This is a genomic window from Streptomyces sp. NPDC058464 (assembly GCF_042721035.1).
Classification (GTDB): Bacteria; Actinomycetota; Actinomycetes; order Streptomycetales; family Streptomycetaceae; genus Streptomyces.
On the sequence record NZ_JBHXMA010000050.1, the window covers coordinates 29,487 to 45,704 of the forward strand.

Genomic DNA, 16,218 nt, shown 5'->3' on the forward strand with positions numbered 1-16,218 from the left:
GTGTCGCTCACGTTCTCAGCCACGGCCGTACGTCTCCTCAGCCTTCCAGAAGTAGATGAACCCGCCGACGCCGACGACCAGGGCCCAGCCGGTCGCGACGATCCACACGTGCGGCGGCAGCTGGCTGGAGTGGAAGCTGTCGATCAGGGAGTAGCGCATCAGGTCGATGAAGACGGCGGCCGGGTTGTCCTTGAGCACCGGGGCCACCCAGCTCGGCAGACCCTTGTGGTTGCCGGTCAGCCGGTCGATGCTCCACATGACGCCGGAGATGTACATCCAGGTGCGCAGCACGAACGGCATCAGCTGGGAGATGTCCGGGGTCTTGGCGCCCCATCGGGCCATGATCAGCGACATGCCGGTGTTGAAGGTGAACTGCAGGATCAGCACCGGGATCGCCAGCAGCCAGGAGGCGGCCACCGGCACGCCGAAGCAGAGCAGGATGACGATCAGGGCGGCCATCGAGAACAGCAGCTGCTGCAGCTGCTGGAGGCAGAAGGAGATGGGCAGCGCGGCCCGCGGGAAGTGCAGGGCACGGACGAGACCGAGGTTGCCGGCGATCGCGCGGGTGCCGGTCATGATCGAGCTCGACGTGAACGTCCAGATGAACACGCCCGTGACCAGGAACGGGATGTAGTCCGGGACGCCCCTCTTGGTGCCCAGCAGGATGCCGAAGATGAAGTAGTACACCGCGGCGTTCAGCAGCGGGGTCATGATCTGCCAGACCTGGCCGAGCTTCGCCTGCGCGTACTGGGCGGTGAGCTTGGCGGTGGCGAACGCGACGATGAAGTGCCGTCGTGCCCACAGCTGGCGGATGTACTGGGGCAGGGTGGGGCGGGCGCCGCTGACCGAGAGACCGTGCCGGGCGGCGAGCGCCGCGAGGTCGTCCTCGGCCGTGACCGGGGCCGGGGGCGGTGTGTGGAGAACCTGGGTCACATCCGCTGCTTTCACTCGGGGGGTGGGGGTGCTGCGGCGTCCGGCTGGGGCCGGGCCCGTCACCCGAAGTTTCCTTACGCTTCTCTTCACGTTTTCTTACGTCGGGACGGGACCGTATCGTCGCAACGGGAGCGTAGGCCGAGTTGGCGTCGGAACGCAACCGTTTCGTCGTCACGGGCGGGTGTGCGCCGTAACACTTTCGAGGTCGGGGCGCGACCGATTCGTTGCGGTGTGGTGCGGGCACGTGTTCGGTACGGCGATGACCTGGGACGCGTTCAGCGGGCCCGCGTTGCGGCGTTCGGGTGGCGGCTCCGTGCCGCTGCGTCGTCGGAACGCAACCGTTTCGTCGTTACGCCCCTATGCTGGGAGTCATGACGACGAACGCCGAGGAGTCCCAGACGCGTCCGCGCCGACGAGCCCCCGCCGGGGCGGCCGTCCTCCGCGAGGACGTGACCGAGGCCATCCGGGCCGCCGTCTTCGAGGAGCTCGCGGCGGTCGGCTATGCCCGGATGTCCATCGAGGGCATCGCGCGCCGCGCGGGCGTCGGCAAGACCGCCGTCTACCGCCGCTGGCGCTCCAAGCTGCACCTGGTCCTCGACGTCGTCTCGGCCCTCGCCGTGCTTGGCCTGCCGGTACCCGACACCGGCTCCCTGGAGGGCGACCTGCGCCTGCTGTACGAGGTCACCTCGCGTGCGCTGCGCCATCCGGTCGCCTCGCAGATCATCCCCGACCTCCAGGCCGAGGCGGCCCGCAACCCCGACATCGCCGAGGCCATGCAGAAGACGCTGCGCGAGGGCCAGGAGGGCGTCGCCAGCAAGATCATCGAGGCGGCGCAGCGGCGCGGCGAACTCGCCGAGGGCCTCGACGACGACCTGGCCATGGACCTGATCTCCGGCCCGTTGTACTGGCGCTCGGTGGTGATCCGCACCCCGAAGCTGCCGAAGGGGTACCTGGCGGCGCTGGCCCGCGGGACCACGGAGGCGCTCAAGGCGCTGTAACCACTCCGCCGGGGATGTCACAGGCGGCGCGGCCGTCTCGTCGTAGAGGGCGCAGGCATCCCCGATCAAGGAGTGGACGATGAACCTCGCGCTGTGGATCGCCACCGTGCTGCTCGCCGCGGTGGCGCTGGCCGGCGGGATCAGCAAGGCGTTCGTGCCGAGGGAGAAGCTGGCCGCGGCCCACGGCGGCGGCTGGACCGGTGACGCCGGCGACGGTTTCGTGCGGACGCTCGGCATCCTCGAACTCCTGGCCGCGGCGGGCCTGGTGCTGCCCGCCGTCACAGGCGTCGCCCCGGTCCTGGTGCCGGTGACCGCCACCGCCTGGATCCTGCTGATGATCGGCGCGATGATCACCCACGGCCGGCGCGGCGAGCGGGCGTTCGTGGCGCTGAACCTGGTCTATCTCGCGCTGGCGCTGGTCGTCGCGGCGGGCCGGTTCGGCCCGGGCGCCTTCTGACGGGACAGGGCGGGACAGGGCGGGACAGGGCAGCACGGAGCGGGACCGGCACGGTTCCGGACAGGTCGGGACGAGGGGGAGACGCACATGAAGAGCAAGACCGAGGAGTTCCAGGAGCTGCGGCCGCTGCTGTTCTCGATCGCGTACCGGATCCTGGGCAGCGTCGCCGAGGCCGAGGACGCGGTCCAGGAGGCCTGGCTGCGCTTCGCCGGCTCGCCGACCGAGGTCAGGTCGCCGAAGGCCTTCCTGTCGGCCGCGGTGACCCGGATCTCGATCGACGTCCTGCGCTCGGCCCGGGTCCGGCGTGAGGAGTACGTCGGCCCGTGGTTCCCCGAGCCGCTGCTCGCCGACCCCTACGAGGACCCGGTGCGGTCGGCGGAGCTGGCCGACTCGGTGTCGATGGCGGCCCTGCTGCTCCTGGAGCGGCTCAGCCCCCTGGAGCGTGCGGTCTTCGTCCTGCGCGAGGTGTTCGACTTCGGCTTCCCCGAGGTCGCGTCGGCGGTGGGCCGCTCGGAGGCCGCCTGCCGCCAGCTGGCGGTCCGGGCCCGGCGCCACATGGCCGAGGGCCGCCCCCGTTTCGCGGCGGACCGCAGGGAACGCGACGAACTGGCCGCACGCTTCTTCGAGGCCCTCCACGAAGGCGACCTGGCCGGCCTCCAGGAACTGCTCGCCGCCGACGTGTCGCTGGTCAGCGACGCCGGCGGCAAGGCACCGCAGCTGGCCCGCGCGGTGCTGGGCGCCCAGAACGTGGCCCGCCTCCTCGCCGCCGTCATCCCGTTGCTCTTCCGGATCGACGTCACCTGCGAGCAGCACGAGGTCAACGGCCAGCCCGGCGCGATCTTCCGCGACCGTGACGGCAAGGTCCTGCAGACCTTCTCCCTCGACATCCTCGACGGCCGCGTCCAGGCCGTCCGCCTGGTCCTCAACCCCGACAAACTCGGCCACGTGGGCCCGGTCGCGGACGCCTGGTCCATCGCCGAGGAGGCCAAACAGGCCCGCAGTGCGGGGGCATGACGGGAGGTCACCTACCCGGTGGCCGGGCCGTACGTCAGCCCCGGGCCGCCTCCGGATGCAGGCGTACCCAGCCGTCCCAGGCCGAGGTGATCATGTCCTGGATGTCGTGCTTGGTCTTCCAGTCGAGTTCGGTGGTGATGCGGTCGGCGGAGGCGACGACGCGGGCCGGGTCGCCGGGGCGGCGCGGGGCGACGGTCGGGGGGAGGTCGTAGCCGGTGACCGTGTTGATGCGGTCGATCATCTCGCGGACCGAGACGCCCTCGCCGCGCCCGATGTTGAGGGTCAGCGTGCGGCCCGGCTCCGCCTGGAGGGCGCGGGCCGCGGCCACATGGGCCTCGGCGAGGTCCACCACGTGGATGTAGTCGCGGACGCAGGTGCCGTCCGGTGTCGCGTAGTCGTCGCCGAAGATGCGCGGCGGCGCGTTCTCCGTGAGCTTCTCGAAGACCATCGGGATGAGGTTGTAGACGCCCGTGTCGGCGAGCTCGGGGCGGGCCGCGCCGGCCACGTTGAAGTAGCGGAGCGAGGCCGTGGCGAGGCCCGTGGCCCGGCCCGTCGCGCGGACCAGCCACTCGCCCGCGAGCTTCGTCTCGCCGTACGGCGACATCGGCGCGCACGGCGTCTCCTCCGTCACCAGGTCGACGTCCGGCATGCCGTAGACCGCCGCGGAGGACGAGAAGACGAAGGAGGGGACCCGTGCCTCCGTCACCGCCTGCAGCAGGACGCGCAGGCCTTCGACGTTCTCGTGGTAGTAGTGCAGCGGGCGCCCCACCGACTCGCCGACCTGCTTCTTCGCCGCCAGGTGCACGACCCCGGTCACCTCGTGCTCGGCCAGGACCCGCGCGACCTTCTCACCGTCGAGGGTGGAGCCCGTCACCAGGGGCACGTCCTCGGGCACGCGCTCGGCGATGCCGGTGGACAGGTCGTCGTACACCACCGTCCGCTCGCCCGCCTCCGCCATCGCGCGTACGACATGCGCCCCGATGTAACCGGCGCCGCCGGTGATCAGCCAGGTCATGTGTGGCCGTCCCCTCCGTCAGTTGGCCCGTGGTGTTCGTCAGCCGCGGTCACCCCTCAGTGAAGCAGGTGCCGCGGACATCTGCGGACGGCCGACCTGACCTGAGGTGACCATGTGGACACGGGACGTGCTCTCCCGGCGGCGGGAGGCGCGCCACAGACGGGTGAGGGAGAGCACGGCGGCGGTGGCCAGCAGGCCGTTGCGGGCGAGCATCAGCAGGCAGCCGGTCCAGGTGCAGTGGATGACCTCGGCGTAGAACGCGGGGTAGGCGACGGAACTGAGCGCGGTCGCCGCCACGACCAGCGCGGCGACCGGACGCTGCGTGGTGTGCCGGGAGGTCAGGCACACGGCGGCCAGGCCGAGCAGCCAGATCATGTACTGCGGGCTGATCACCCGGCTGGTGACGGTGAAGAGGAGGACGGCGCTCAGGGCCGCGTCGTACGGGGTGGCCGGGGTCCAGCGCCGGGCCCGTACCCGCCACAGCAGGAGGAGGGCGAAGGCTGCCGCGGTGAGCGCGAGGGAGGCCGTCGCGACCGCGTGCACGTGCGGGCCGACCAGTTCCATGGCGCCGTACTGGTAGCGGGTCGTGCCCCGCCAGCCGGCCTGCCGCGCGAGGCTGAGCGCGGTCCCGCCGAGCGACTCGACCTGCACACCCCGGCCGCCCTGCTGACGCAGAAAGGCCAGCGGGTTGCGGAACGACACCACGAAGGCGGCGAGGGCCACGGTCCCGGTCAGGGCCGCGGACAGCCACGCCGTGCGCGTCGGCTGCCCGCGCGCCAGGCCCAGCAGCACCAGCGCCGGCCACACCTTCACCAGCGCGCCCAGCGCCGCCAGCGCACCGCACACGCGCGTGGAGCGCGACAGCGCCAGCAGGGAGAGCACGGCGAAGGCGGTGACCTCCACGTCGTAGCGGGCGAGCGGGAGGTGCAGCAGCAGGGGGAGGCCGCCGGTCCACAGGGCCGCGCCGAGCAGGGTCCGGCCGGGACGCGTGCCCGCGCGGGCGAGCGCCGCCGTGATCAGCGCGTCGGTGGCCAGGGTGAGCGCCACGAACGCCTGGAAGTAGCTCGGTCCGGGCACCAGCCCCGGCGCCAGCAGTACCGCGCCGGCGCCCGGCGGGTACTGCCACAACGTGTCGTGCGCCGGGAACGCGCCGTGCGACAGCACGCCGTACCAGTGGAAGTACAGCCGCCACACTTCGCGCGCGACCGCTCCGTGGCCCAGGGTTCGCTCGTTGTTGTGGGCGAGGAGCCACAGCATCGACGCGCGCGTGACGGCCCAGGCGACGGCGAGACAGAGGAGGCGGAGGAGACGCGGGAGGCCGGGCGGGCGGCGGAGCCGCGGGAGTCGAACAGGCGGGGCGAACGGGACGCGCGGGAGCGGCAAGTACGAGCGGCGGTTCATCAACCGCGAGCGTAAGCCGCGCGGATGGTGTATCCATGCCGATACGCCGTCAATACCCGGCAAAGGTTGGCTAATCGCAAAAGATCGGGCCGTGGTGACTATCGGGCCTCTCGTAAAAGCGCATCCGCGAACGACGCGAACAGCAGAAGACGGCCGGCCGGCTCCACGGAGTCGGCCGCGCCCGTTGGGCGGTCCGCCCCGGTGGCCGGGGGCCGCCCGGGGCGTGGCCTTGGCCGTCCCGGCCGCGGTGATGCTCGCGGTCGGGTTGTGGGGGCTGCACCGCGGCGGCATGTGGCGCGACGAGGCCGTCACCTACCAGGTCGCGCGGCGCACGGTGCCGCAGATCTGGCGGCTGCTGCACGACGTGGACGCGGTGCACGGCCTGTACTACCTGCTGATGCACGTCGTCCTCGCCGCCGACCCCGGCCACCCCGGCGAGGTCGTCCTCCGGCTGCCCTCGGTGTGCGCGGCGGCCGTCACCGCGGGCCTGGTGGCCGCCCTGGGCAGCCGTCTGGCCCGGCCGCGCGTCGGTCTGTGGGCCGGGCTGCTGTACGCGGTCACCCCGCTGGTCGGCCACTACGCGCAGGAGGGCCGCTCGTACGCCCTGGTCGCCGCGGGCGCCACCGGCGCGACGCTGCTCTTCGTCCGGGCGGTGCGGGAGGGGGGACGGCGGGCCTGGTGCCGGTACGGCGTCGTACTCGGAGTCACCTGCTGGCTGCACGAGTTCGCCGTCCTGCTGCTGCTCGCACACGCGGGAACTCTGGTGCTGGCCCGTTCGTCGGGAAGGGTGTGGCGGGGGTGGGGCTGCGCGGCCGGGGGCGTGGCGCTGTCGCTGCTGCCGATGGTCGTGGTCTCACGGGGGCAGTCGGCCCAGGTGGCGTGGTTGCGGGAGCCGGACGTGGAGACCGCGCAGGAGTTGCTGCGCCAGTACCTCGGACCGACCGACGGGGTGTACTGGGCGTGCCTGGCGCTCGGGCTGCTCGGGCTGACGCGGCTGGTGGGCCGGCGCGGTGAGGTGACCCTCGCGGCGGTCGCGCTGCCGCTCGCGGTGCTGCCACCGGTGGCGCTGATGCTGGCCTCCCAGCTCACCCCGCTCTACGTCGACCGGTACGTGCTGTACGCGCTGGCCGGGGGGCCGTTGCTGGTGGCGCTCGGCGCGGACCGGGTCGCCGGGGTGCTCGGCCGGCTCTGGTCCCACGGCACGGCGACCGCGCCCCGGTCGCCCGCGCCCCGGTCGCCCGCGCTCACCCTGGCCGGGGTCCTGGCGGTCCTCCTCGCCTTCACCCACCAGATCCCGCTGCTGCGGGCGGACCGGGTGCCGGGCACCCGTCCCGACAACCTCGGCGGGGTCGCGGCGGCCGTGGCCCGGGTGCTGCGGCCCGGCGACCCCGTGCTGTTCCTGCCGGCCCACGCGCGCGGGGCGGAGCTCGCGTATCCCGCCGACTTCAAGTCCACGAGGGACGTTGCACTGGCCGAGCCGGGGCCGGCGTCGGGCACGCTGTACGGGCGTGAGGTGGAGGTGGGGACGCTGCGGCGGCGGCTCGCCGGGGTGGACGAGGTGTGGGCGGTGATGGAGAAGTACGCGCTGGTGAGCGGGTATCGGCCGCGGCTCGGGACGGAGCGGGCCAAGTGGGCTGTGCTGAACCAGGAGTTCGTGCTGCGGGAGGAGATGGTGATCGACCGGGTTGCGTTGAGGTTGTATGTGCGGCCGATTCGGGTGGGTTCGGCCGAGTCCGCGATGCGGGCCGGCGGTGGCTGGTCGCGCCCGCGCGGCGACAGCCGCACATCGACAACGGCCCCGCGCCCCTGAGGGGCGCGCTCAGCGCGCCCCTTCCTCCGCGGCCGCCGCGTCCAGCGTTCCCGTCAGCTGGTCCAGGCGCGCCTTCAGGTCCCGGATCTCGTCCACGTCGAACCCCGTCGCCGAGACGATCCGGCGCGGTACCTCCAGGGCCCGCTCCCGCAGCGCGGCGCCCTCCTCCGTGAGCCGTACCTCCACCGAGCGTTCGTCGCGTGTGCTGCGCTCGCGGTGGACCAGGCCCGCCGACTCCAGGCGCTTGAGCAGCGGCGAAAGGGTGCCGGAGTCCAGGCGCAGGTGTTCGCCGAGCTTCTTGACCGGCAGGTCGCCCTGTTCCCACAGCACCAGCATCACCAGGTACTGCGGGTAGGTGAGTCCGAGGTCCTTGAGGATCACGCGGTAGACGCCGTTGAAGGCGCGGGACGCGGCGTGCAGGGAGAAGCAGATCTGGCGGTCCAGGTGGAGCCACTGCGCCTCGGGAGGAGCGGCGGGGCCGGGGGCCGGGGTTGTCGCGGTCATGGTTCAAGGGTAGCGCTTGTGGGTCATTTAGTTGTGCGCAATTGAGTTGTGTGCTCTACTTGTCGTCGTGAGGGCGGCCGAACGGGAGCCGCCGGAACACCGAGACTTCGAGTACTTCGAGAGGGATGGTCTTCCATGGACGCCATCTACACGGCAGCCGCCACCGCCACCGGCCGGGAAGGACGGGCGGTCAGCTCGGACGGGCAGCTGGACCTGACGCTGGCGTTCCCGCCCGCGCTGGGCGGCAACGGCCAGGGCACCAACCCCGAGCAGCTCTTCGCCGCCGGTTACGCCGCCTGTTTCGCCAGCGCCCTCGGTGCCATCGGCCGCCAGGCCAAGGTCGACACCGGCGAGATCTCCGTCACCGCCGAGGTCGGCATCGGCAAGGACGAGTCCGACGGCGGCTTCGCGCTCAAGGTCACCCTGCGCGTCGAGCTCCCCGAGGCGCTCGCCAACGAGACCGGCGAGAAGCTGGTCCACCAGGCCCACGCCTTCTGCCCCTACTCCAAGGCCACCAAGGGCAACATCCCGGTCGACCTCGTCATCGAGTAGTCAGCGGCGCCGGGGACGCGTCCCGCGTCCGGGTGAGCCGCGCGAGCACCTCGCCGGTGCGCCGGCTCCAGTCCACGACCACCGCCTCCGCGGGCAGCCGCTCCTGCCGCGTCAGCAGCAGCCAGCGCACCCGGGGGCGGTGGTCGTGGCCGTCGGTCAGGTCGATGCCGTACCCGGGGAGCAGCCGGACGGCGTAGTAGGCGTCCGTGATCACCGGTTCCCCCGGGCCGATGTGCCGGGCCGCCCAGTCGTACGACGGCCAGCGCGGTGGCTGGACGAAGCCGACCGGGTCCACCGAGCGAGGTACGACCGCTCCGGCCTGCGCGGCCAGAAAGCCCAGGCAGACCCCGCCGGCCGCGGCCCAGCCGAGCGCCCGCCGCCACCGGGGCCAGGGCCGTTCCGCCGCCAGCTCCACGGCGAGCGCGCACTGCGGCGCCAGCAGCGCGAGGCCGAGCACGCCGACGAGTCGGCCGCCCGCCAGCACCAGGCACTCCAGGGCGAACAACAGCACCAGCGGATCACGCCGTGCCGCAAGCCCCGGCGAATTCAGCGAACCCCGCGACCCCAGCGAACCCAGCGAACTCGGCGGACCGACCCCGGCCGCCCGCCGCGCCCGCAGCCACAGCGCCGGGACCCCGAGCAGGGCCAGCCAGCACTGACCCGCCCATCCGGTCAGCCCGGCCAACCCGACCGACCCGACCGACCCGTCGTACGACCCGTATGACGAGTACGAGCCGTATGGCGCGTGCGACCCGTATGACGAGTGCGACCCGTATGGCGCGTGCGACCCGTAGAGCGCGGATGACACGTACGGCTCGTACGGCGAAGCCGCCGGCACCCGCGCGTGCGTCCCGAAGGCGAGCACCGCCGCCGCCACCGCGCACGTCAGCGCCCACCGCCCCCATACCGAGCCCCGCCACCCCCGCTGCCACCCCGCCACGAACGCCACCGCCCCGGCCGCCGCGCCCACTCCGGTCACCGGGTCGACCAGGGCCACCGTCCCGTACAGCAGTCCGAGCGCCGCGTATCCGGACAGGCTGCGCAGGCCGTTCGGGCCGACGTAGCGCACCCGGCGCAGATCACGGGCGCGGGCGCCGGTCAGGGACCAGGCCCAGAAGGTGAGGCCGAGGGCGAACGCGGACGGGTAGCCGAGGCTGCCGGTCAGCGGCAGCAGGGCCAGCGAGCCCCCGCCCCAGGCCGGTCGCGTGCCCCACAGCACGGACAGGAAGGCCAGCGTCAGTACCGGCGCCCACGGCCGCGGGGTGAGGACCCGGACCAGCCGGCCGAGGCCCGTCAGCAGGACCACCAGGTTCAGCGGGCCGCACACCCGCAGCAGCTGCCAGCCGCTGAGCCCGGTCAGCCGGGCCAGCGCACCCTGCGCCAGCACGTACGGGGACACGGCGGGGTCCGTCAGGCCCGCCCGCAGCCGTGCCACCGCCGCCGCGTGGAGCCCTGCCTCGCAGCACGGCGGCACCCGCCAGTAGGCGAGGGTCATCAGCAGCCAGAACAGCAGGCCGAAGACCTGGTACGGGGTGAGTCTGCGGACCCGGCCGCCGCGCAGGGCGGTGGAGCCACGCATGGCGCGCCGGAGCAGGGCGCCGGTGCTCACCGGAGGAAACGGACAGGGCGGACCATTTGCCAAGTGTTCCCGTCCGTCCCGACGGCGTTGCCGTCCATCACCTCATCGAGTGACGCCCACCTCATCGAGTGACGCCGACCGCCCTGGGCGACCCCTGCGCGGGAACCGGGACCGGTCGGCGCAGCAGCGGTTCGAGGAGCAGCGGCACGCCCAGCACCGGCAGCAGCCAGGCCAGCACGATCAGCCGGTCGCCGAAGACGGTGATGTCGGGATGCCCGGCCTGGGTGAGGATCCCGGTTGCGGCGGCCGCCAGCAGGAAGACACCGAAGGCCGGCCGCCGCCGCGCTCCCCACGCCCCGGCCGCCAGCGCGGCCGGGAACAGCGGCTCCGTCAGCTGCCGGCGCAGCCACTCCACCCAGAAGTCGAACTCCAGATGGAGGAACTCCCGCCACGGGTGGGCCCGGTCCGGGTGGGTGTAGTGGACGGTCAGCAGATCCTGCACGCTCTCCGCCTCGGAGGGATAGCGCAGCAGCCGGGCGAGCAGCAGGGTGCTCGCGATCGCCCCGCACCCCGCCACCGCGATCGCCGACACCGCGCGCCCGGGTCCCCGGCCGTGCCGGCGCCGCCACAGCGCGACCACCGCCGCGGCCCCGGCCAGGCACCCGCCGAGGAAGAGCGCCTGCGAGTGCTTCACCGCGAACAGCGCGAGCAGCGTGCCCGCCACCAGCGCCGTCCCCGCCCGCACTCGCCCGGTCAGGGCCAGCGCGCAGCCCCACACCGCCGTCAGGGTCAGGGCCAGCATCAGGCCCTCCGCCATCGGCCGCATCGCGGTCGTGCCGACCGGCAGGACGTAGTACAGGATCTGCCCGGTCAGCGCGAGCGGCACCGGTACCGACACCGTCCGCAGCACCAGGAAGACCAGCACCCCGCCCGCGCCCGCGACCAGCACGCTCGCCAGCCATACCCCCCACGTCACCCCGAACACGGTGACGAACGGCACCAGGAACACCGGATAGCCCGGCCGCACCTCGAAGATCCGCCGCAGCCGGGGGGCCACGAACGGCACGACGTGCCCGTCCGTCTGCGCGCCCCCGGCCCGCAACCGCCGCTCCACCCGCCCCAGTTCACCGGCCCGGCAGTCCGCGAACACGCGGTCCGCCGGACTCGGCCCGTGGAAGCGCAGCACGTCCACGCGCTGGGCGCGCTCCGCCGCCGACGCCTCGCCGGCGCACGCCCAGTCCGTCGTCTCGGCCGCCGCCTCCCGCTTGCCCGCCCCGGCCAGGGTCAGCGCGTACGACACGTAGTTCTTGGAGTCGGGGGTGTCCCGGCCGGTGACGTCGGCGAGTTGCAGCACCGCGAAGACCGCGGCCAGCACGAGCACCCAGGTACGCGGTCTCACGTCGACGCCAGCAGGTCACGTGCCCCGGCCGGACCGGGCACCCGGGCCGGCGGCTCCGGCATCGACTCGCCGAGCAGCAGCGTCCGTACGACCCGTTCGGCGGCCCGGCCGTCGTCGAACTCGCAGAACCGGGACCGGAAGTCGGCCCGCAGCCGCGCCGATTCCTCGTCCCGCCAGCCGCCCGAGGCGAACAGCCACGCCAACTCCCGGTAGGAGTGCGAGACATGGCCCGGCGCCTCGGCGGTGATGTCGAGATAGGCGCCGCGGCTCGCCGTGTACGCGGCCCAGTCGTCGGCGTGCACGACGATCGGCCGGTCCAGGTTGGCGTAGTCGAACATGATCGACGAGTAGTCGGTGACCAGGGCGTCCGCGGCCAGCATGACCTCCTCGGCGTGCGGTTCGCCGGTCGCGTCGACCACGATGCCGCGCCGGTGCAGCTCGGCCAGGCCCGTCCCGCGTGCCGGACCGGTCGCGAGGGCCGGGTGCAGCCGGACCACCAGCGTGTGCCCCTCGCCGAGGTCGGCGGCGAACCGGGCCAGGTCGATCCGGTCGACGTGACCGCCCCGGACGTAGTCGCGGCGGGTCGGCGCGTACAGCACCACCGTGTGGTCGGCGGGAATGGCGTGCCGGGCCCGGAAGTCCGTCCGGCCGCCGGTGACCAGGACGTCGTTGCGCGGGCTGCCCGTGCGGGCCGACGCGAAGTGACAGGGGTAGGCCCGCTCCCACACCAGCTCCGAGTGGCGGTTGGCGACCAGGCTGTGGTCCCAGCGGTCGGCCCGGCGCAGCATCTGCGGGACGTCGAAGCCGAGCCGGGCGCCGGGCTTGCCCAGCAGGTCGGCGCCCAGGTACTTGAGCGGGGTGCCCCGGTGGGTGTGGACGTGCACGCTGCCGGGCCGTTTCACCAGTGTGCCGGGCCAGTTGACGTCGTTGACGAAGAACTTCGCGCGGGCGGTCAGCCGCAGGTACTCCGGGGAGTCCAGCAGCACATGCTGCACGCCGGGCGGCAGCCCCGCCGCGACCTCCGCGTCCCGCACCACCCAGACGCCCCGCAGCCGCGGGGCGATCTCCCGGGCCGCGCGGTACACGGCCGCCGGGTCGCCCCGCAGCCCTTGGTGCGAGGCCGCGGAGTACAGGACCAGCTCCTCGTCCAGGGGGCGCAGGCCGCGCAGCCCGGTCAGCGCGCGCCGGGCCCGGGCCTCCGCCGCCCGCCGCACCCGCAGCGCCTGCCGACCGCTCTCCCGGCCGACCCGCCCGGCCTGCTGCCGCAGCCGGTACGAGGCGTACGACCCGTCGAGCACGCCCAGCACACCGAGGTCACCGAAGTCACCGAGGTCACCGAAGTCACCGAGGTCACCGGGGTAACCGGGGTCGGCCCCCTCAGGCCGGAACGCCCGGTACAGCTCCGCCGTGCGCCGGAAGAACTCGCCCTTGGCGGCGGGCGGCAGCCGGTCCGGCTTCGCCAGGATGTCCAGGCAGTGCTCGCCCATCTTCCGGTGCAGGTAAGGCCGCCAGGCCGCCAGCTCCGGGCGGGCGTCGACGAAGGCGAAGACCCGCTTGTACTGCTCGTGCACGTCGAAGTGCTTGCGGCTGGTGGTGGAGAGGATGTTGCCCTGCCGGCGCTGGCGGTAGTGGAGGCAGATCCGGTCGAGGGTGGCGATCCGGGCCGCGCTGAGCATGACGGGGAAGGTCCAGGGGGTGTCCTCGTAGTAGCCCGGCGGGAACTGGAAGCCGTTCTCCTCGACGAAGTCCCGGCGGTAGGCCTTGTTCCACACCACCATCAACAGGTCGAGGATCTCGGGGCGTTCAGCCGCCGTGAACACGTCCGCCGTCGCGCCGAGCACCTCGGCGAGGGCGTTGCGCCGGGTCCCGCCCCACCAGTAGGTGCGGGCGTAGTCGAAGACCAGCACGTCCGGGTCGCCGGTCTCCGCCAGCCGGTCGGTGATCGCGCGCAGCGCGCCCGGGACGAGGGTGTCGTCGCTGTCGAGGAAGAGGAGGAAGTCACCGGTGGCGTAGGGGAGTCCGGCGTTGCGGGCACGGCCGAGGCCGACGTTCTCCGGCAGGTGCAGGACCCGCACACGCGGGTCGCGGGCCGCGTACTCGTCGAGGATCGCGCCGCAGCCGTCCGGGGAGCGGTCGTCGACGGCGATCACCTCGATGTCGTGGAAGGACTGCTCCAGGACCGAGTCGAGGCACTCCCGGAGGAAGCCCTGCACCTTGAAACAGGGGATGATCACACTGAGTCGGGGCACGGTCAGCTCCTGACGAGGGTCGCGGCCGGGGCGGGCAGGCGTTCGGCGAGCGGGATCACCGCCGGGATGTCCTCCGGCGGCCGGCCGAGGAACACCCGGCGCACGACCCGCTCGGCGGCCAGGCCGTCGTCGAACTGGCAGAAGCGTGCGCGGAAGTCGGCCCGCAGCTGCCGGGACTCCGGGCCCCGGTAGGAGCCGTCGCGGAAGATCCGGGCCAGTTCCTCGGGGGTGCGGGCGACCGGCCCCGGGGGCTCGGCCATCAGGTCGAAGTAGACGCCCCGGGTCTGCCGGTAGACCTCCCAGTCGTCGGCGTACACGACGATCGGCCGGTCCAGGTTGGCGTAGTCGAACATGATGGAGGAGTAGTCGGTGACCAGCGCGTCCGCGGCCAGGCACACGTCCTCGACGGAGCGGTGCGCAGTGACGTCGATGACCCGGCCGGTGCCCGCCGAAGGGCCCCGGTCGTAGAAGTAGTGCGCGCGCAGGAGCACGACGACGTCCTCGCCGGCCGCCTCGCAGAACGCCTCCAGGTCCAGGCCGGGCTCGAAACCGGTGTGGTGGTCGCGGTGGGTGGGGGCGTACAGCACGGCCGTCCTGCCGTCGGGGACGCCCAGCCTGCGGCGGGCCCGGACCACCTCGTGGGCGGTCGCCGTGTAGTAGACGTCGTTGCGCGGATAGCCGTACTCCAGCGTCCGGTACGAGCCGGGGAAGGCGCGCTCCCACGTCTGGGTGGAGTGGCGGTTGGCGGAGAGGTTGAAGTCCCAGCGGTCGACGCGGCCGAGGAGTTTGGTGAAGCTGCCGGTCTGCGCGGCGACCACCGGGTACGTCGACTGGTCGACGCCCATCTTCTTCAGCGGGGTGCCGTGCTGCGTCTGGACGTGCACGCTGCCGGGCCGCTTGACGATCCCCTCGGCGAAGTTGGCGTTGTTGACGAGGTACTTGGCGCGGGCCAGTACCTGCCAGTACCGGCGGCTGCCGATCACCGCGTACTCGACGTCCTCCGGCACGGTGTGTTCCTGGCCTGCCTCGACCAGGAACACCGAGCGGAGGTGCGGGGCGAGTTCGCGGGCCACGGCGTGGATCGCGGCCGGGTTGCAGACGTAGCCGCGCCCCCAGTACGCGCAGTACACGGCGAGGTTCTGGTCCAGCGGGCGGCGCAGGTCGAGGGCGTACCGCAGCCGGGTGAGCGGCAGGCGCGGGCGCGGCAGCCGCCCGGCCGCCGAGGCCGCGACCCGGTTGGCACCACGCAGCACGCGGAACGCCGTGTACGCGCCCGCCGCGAGCAGCCGGTGCTGGACACCCACGCTCCCGCCCGGCATCCGGAACCCGTCCGGCCGGTGCGCGCGGTGCAGCCGGGCCGCCCGCCAGAAGAACGCCCGGCGCCCGGACGGCATCCGGTCCGGCCGCGCGGCCGTCTTCAGCACCACCCCGAAGACCTGCTCGAACAGCGCCCGCGCCCGCTCCCCGGGCAGCGCGGCGGCCCGCTCAAGGACCAGCTCCGCCTGGTCGAGGAGCTCGTGCTGGTGCGGCCCGGGCAGGTTCAGCCGGCTGCCCTGGCGGCGCGGCCGGTGCCGTACGACCACCGAGCGCAGCACAGCGATCCGCTCGGCGGCGACGGTGGTCAGGCCGCCCCAGCCGAGGTCCGTGAAGTATCCGTCCGGAAAGCTCAGCCGCCGTTCGGCCAGGAAGGCACGGCGGTAGACCGCGCTCCACGCGGGCAGGGCCACGCCTGTCAGCCGGGGCGCCCGGTCCGGGGCGAAGGCGCCGTCCGGGACGCCCGCCAGCAGGGGGGCCGCCGGGTTGCCCGGCTCGCCCTCCCACCAGGGCGCCCGCTCGTGCTCGGCATACAGGACGTCCACGTCACCGGTCTCGGCGAGCCGGGCGTCCAGCAGCGCCAGCGCGCCCGGGACCAGCACGTCGTCGCCGTCGAGGAAGAGCAGGTACGTGCCGTTCGCCGCGCGCATCCCGGTGTTCCGGGCCCCGCTCAGCCCGGCCGCCGGCGGCGAGTGCACCGGGGCCACCCGGGAGTCCCGCTCGGCGTAGGCGGCGGCGACCGAGGCGGCCGGGGCGTCGGGCGCGTCGCAGACCGGGATCAGCTCCAGGTCGCCGAAGGACTGGGCGAGGACCGAGTCCAGCGCCTGGGACAGCCGGCCGGCGACCCCGTGGGACGGGACGATGATGCTGAAGCGGGTCATGCTGCTCTTTCTCAGGTGTGCATGCGGCCCGGCCTTCCCGTCGGTCGCCAGGTGGACGGCCGGGACGGAGTGGGTCGCGAGGTGTTGGGGGGCATGAGGGAACTCCCTGCAA

13 protein-coding genes are annotated in these 16,218 nt (G+C 73.3%); 5 read left to right on the plus strand and 8 right to left on the minus strand.

All coding sequences use genetic code 11. The features are described from left to right. Nucleotides 1-15: 15 nt before the first annotated feature. A complete protein-coding gene (locus ACFWPQ_RS43410) occupies nt 16-933 on the minus strand; it encodes an ABC transporter permease (protein WP_384048131.1) in 918 nt (305 codons plus the stop codon). 371 nt (nt 934-1,304) lie between these two features. On the opposite strand from ACFWPQ_RS43410, the gene ACFWPQ_RS43415 reads away from it, so the two are divergent. The 3 genes from ACFWPQ_RS43415 (at nt 1,305) to ACFWPQ_RS43425 (ending at nt 3,402) form a co-directional block, all read left to right on the plus strand. Further along, the gene (locus ACFWPQ_RS43415) at nt 1,305-1,931 is read left to right on the plus strand and encodes a TetR/AcrR family transcriptional regulator (RefSeq protein WP_383706698.1); all 627 of its coding nucleotides are present in this window, start codon (nt 1,305-1,307) and stop codon (nt 1,929-1,931) included. 79 nt (nt 1,932-2,010) lie between these two features. Next, on the plus strand, nt 2,011-2,388 hold the full coding sequence (locus ACFWPQ_RS43420) for a DoxX family protein (protein WP_384048134.1): 378 nt from the start codon (nt 2,011-2,013) through the stop codon (nt 2,386-2,388). 87 nt (nt 2,389-2,475) lie between these two features. After that, nucleotides 2,476-3,402, plus strand: coding sequence for an RNA polymerase sigma-70 factor (locus ACFWPQ_RS43425; protein ID WP_384048137.1), 927 nt, complete (start codon nt 2,476-2,478; stop codon nt 3,400-3,402). A gap of 34 nt (nt 3,403-3,436) precedes the next feature. On the opposite strand, the gene galE is transcribed toward ACFWPQ_RS43425, so the two are convergent. Both galE and ACFWPQ_RS43435 read right to left on the minus strand, forming a co-directional pair. Then, a complete protein-coding gene (gene galE, locus ACFWPQ_RS43430; protein ID WP_384048139.1) occupies nt 3,437-4,417 on the minus strand; it encodes a UDP-glucose 4-epimerase GalE in 981 nt (326 codons plus the stop codon). A gap of 39 nt (nt 4,418-4,456) precedes the next feature. After that, complete coding sequence (locus ACFWPQ_RS43435) at nt 4,457-5,674, minus strand: glycosyltransferase 87 family protein (RefSeq protein ID WP_384048226.1); 1,218 nt, start codon at nt 5,672-5,674, stop codon at nt 4,457-4,459. 367 nt (nt 5,675-6,041) lie between these two features. Between ACFWPQ_RS43435 and ACFWPQ_RS43440 the strand changes: the two genes are divergently transcribed. Further along, nucleotides 6,042-7,628, plus strand: coding sequence for a glycosyltransferase family 39 protein (locus tag ACFWPQ_RS43440; protein ID WP_384048142.1), 1,587 nt, complete (start codon nt 6,042-6,044; stop codon nt 7,626-7,628). Nucleotides 7,629-7,637: 9 nt separating this feature from the next. Here ACFWPQ_RS43440 and ACFWPQ_RS43445 read toward each other — a convergent pair whose 3' ends face one another. Then, entirely contained in the window at nt 7,638-8,132 is a 495-nt protein-coding gene (locus tag ACFWPQ_RS43445; protein ID WP_384048145.1) for a MarR family winged helix-turn-helix transcriptional regulator, read from the minus strand. 135 nt (nt 8,133-8,267) lie between these two features. Here ACFWPQ_RS43445 and ACFWPQ_RS43450 point away from each other — a divergent pair, with 135 nt between their 5' ends. After that, complete coding sequence (locus ACFWPQ_RS43450) at nt 8,268-8,684, plus strand: organic hydroperoxide resistance protein (protein ID WP_189268199.1); 417 nt, start codon at nt 8,268-8,270, stop codon at nt 8,682-8,684. Here ACFWPQ_RS43450 and ACFWPQ_RS43455 read toward each other — a convergent pair. The 4 genes from ACFWPQ_RS43455 to ACFWPQ_RS43470 all read right to left on the minus strand — a co-directional run bounded on the left by ACFWPQ_RS43455 (nt 8,674) and on the right by ACFWPQ_RS43470 (nt 16,106). Beyond that, nucleotides 8,674-10,293, minus strand: coding sequence for a hypothetical protein (locus ACFWPQ_RS43455; RefSeq protein ID WP_384048149.1), 1,620 nt, complete (start codon nt 10,291-10,293; stop codon nt 8,674-8,676). The two genes, ACFWPQ_RS43450 and ACFWPQ_RS43455, sit on opposite strands and share 11 nt — an antisense overlap. 91 nt (nt 10,294-10,384) lie before the next feature. After that, on the minus strand, nt 10,385-11,662 hold the full coding sequence (locus tag ACFWPQ_RS43460) for a hypothetical protein (protein WP_384048152.1): 1,278 nt from the start codon (nt 11,660-11,662) through the stop codon (nt 10,385-10,387). Next, the gene (locus ACFWPQ_RS43465) at nt 11,659-13,911 is read right to left on the minus strand and encodes a CDP-glycerol glycerophosphotransferase family protein (RefSeq protein ID WP_384048155.1); all 2,253 of its coding nucleotides are present in this window, start codon (nt 13,909-13,911) and stop codon (nt 11,659-11,661) included. Before ACFWPQ_RS43465 ends, ACFWPQ_RS43460 begins: the two co-directional genes overlap by 4 nt. Nucleotides 13,912-13,913: 2 nt before the next feature. After that, nucleotides 13,914-16,106: a bifunctional glycosyltransferase family 2 protein/CDP-glycerol:glycerophosphate glycerophosphotransferase gene (locus ACFWPQ_RS43470; protein WP_384048158.1), complete on the minus strand. Its 2,193-nt coding sequence runs from the start codon at nt 16,104-16,106 to the stop codon at nt 13,914-13,916. Between the last annotated feature and the right edge of the window lie 112 nt (nt 16,107-16,218).

Coding starts and splice junctions, on each gene's coding strand:
- ACFWPQ_RS43445 (WP_384048145.1), bottom strand. CDS start 8,132: ATGACCGCGACAACCCCGGCCCCCGGCCCCGCCGCTCCTCCCGAGGCG.
- ACFWPQ_RS43450 (WP_189268199.1), top strand. CDS start 8,268: ATGGACGCCATCTACACGGCAGCCGCCACCGCCACCGGCCGGGAAGGA.
- ACFWPQ_RS43435 (WP_384048226.1), bottom strand. CDS start 5,674: ATGCTGTGGCTCCTCGCCCACAACAACGAGCGAACCCTGGGCCACGGA.
- ACFWPQ_RS43420 (WP_384048134.1), top strand. CDS start 2,011: ATGAACCTCGCGCTGTGGATCGCCACCGTGCTGCTCGCCGCGGTGGCG.
- galE (WP_384048139.1), bottom strand. CDS start 4,417: ATGACCTGGCTGATCACCGGCGGCGCCGGTTACATCGGGGCGCATGTC.
- ACFWPQ_RS43470 (WP_384048158.1), bottom strand. CDS start 16,106: ATGACCCGCTTCAGCATCATCGTCCCGTCCCACGGGGTCGCCGGCCGG.
- ACFWPQ_RS43415 (WP_383706698.1), top strand. CDS start 1,305: ATGACGACGAACGCCGAGGAGTCCCAGACGCGTCCGCGCCGACGAGCC.
- ACFWPQ_RS43425 (WP_384048137.1), top strand. CDS start 2,476: ATGAAGAGCAAGACCGAGGAGTTCCAGGAGCTGCGGCCGCTGCTGTTC.